The sequence below is a fragment of the Novosphingobium sp. B-7 genome, from assembly GCF_000410615.1.
GTDB classification, from domain to species: domain Bacteria; phylum Pseudomonadota; class Alphaproteobacteria; order Sphingomonadales; family Sphingomonadaceae; genus Novosphingobium; species Novosphingobium capsulatum.
In genome coordinates, this window is record NZ_KE148492.1 from 3992 (window position 1) to 5148 (window position 1157).

At 71.0% G+C, this 1157-nt stretch carries 2 protein-coding genes; both read right to left on the minus strand.

Annotated elements, in window-relative coordinates; translation table 11 throughout:
- Window positions 1–410, minus strand: a 410-nt coding sequence (locus tag H926_RS33845; protein WP_202804788.1) for a MarR family winged helix-turn-helix transcriptional regulator, incomplete at its 3' end; no start/stop codon positions are given.
- 33 nt (window positions 411–443) lie between these two features.
- Window positions 444–1157: CBS domain-containing protein (locus H926_RS29775; protein ID WP_022678153.1), on the minus strand; the 714-nt coding region annotated here is incomplete at its 5' end.

The window sequence follows — 1157 nt, forward strand, 5'->3', positions numbered from 1 at the left end:
CCGATGCGGTCAACGCGCGCCAACAGCGCCGTCAGCATGGGGCGCAAGCGCCTGATCTCTTCACGGTGCACCGCCGAAAGCGCGGCCAGCGCCGCATCGGCCTGCGGCGTCAATGCCAGCAGCGCCTGGCGGCGATCGTTTGGAGCCGGCCGCCGCTCCACCAGGCCCAGGGCGACCAGGCGATCGATCAGGCCCGTGGCGCTGTGGGGCTTGAGGATCAGCCGCTCGGCAACATGGCCCACGGTTACCGTGCCGGCCTGCCCGGCGCGAATGGCCAGCAGCGCCTGGTGCTGTTGCGGGGTGAGGCCGGCGGCCTGCGCGTGCGCCTCGCTAAAGGCGTGGAACTGGCGCAGCGCAAAGCGGAAATCGGCCAGCGCGGCATAGTCTTCATCGCCCAGCGGCGCTGGCATAGGATCAGGCTCGGTCATCGGCGGCGCGTCTCTTCAGGCAGGCATGGCGGCAAAGCGGCTGCGGGCGGTTTCGGCCTGCTGCGCGCGGTGCCGTGCCTTGAGCAGATCGTGCCGCGTGACAAGCCCGATTACGCGGCCGCTGCCCGGTTCCACCACCGGCAGGCGGCCCTCGCCGCTTTCCAGGATGAGGTCAGCGACGGCCCCCGCCGGCGTATCGGCATGCACCACCATCTGCCCGGCGTCAGACACGGCATCGGCCAGGCGCACCTCGGCCAGAGCCACGTCACCCTGCCAGCGCAGCGCATCGGCGCGCGACACCATGCCGAGCAGCACCCCGGCAGCATCGACCACCGGATAGCTGCGATAGCGCGCCGGGCCCGACAGGAATTGCGTCGCCTGTGCGATCGTCATCGTGCCGGGCAGGGTATCGACGCCTTGGGCCATGATCTGCCCGGCCTGCACCAGATCGAGCGGGTCGACCGTGTATTCCTGCAGGATATGCCGTCCGCGCCGCGCGATCTTCTCCGTCAGGATGGAACGCCGCATGATCAGCACGCTGGCGCCATAGGCAGCCCCTGCAGCCAGCAGCGCGGCGGGCAGCAGGTCAAACCGCCCGGTAAGCTCTGCGGCGAACAGCGCGCCGGTTAGCGGTGCGCGCATCGCCCCGCTCATGATCGCGGCCATGCCCAGCAGAGCCCAGGCCGGCGCTCCGCCGGGCAGCACCTGGCCCGCGAGGAACCCGGCCGC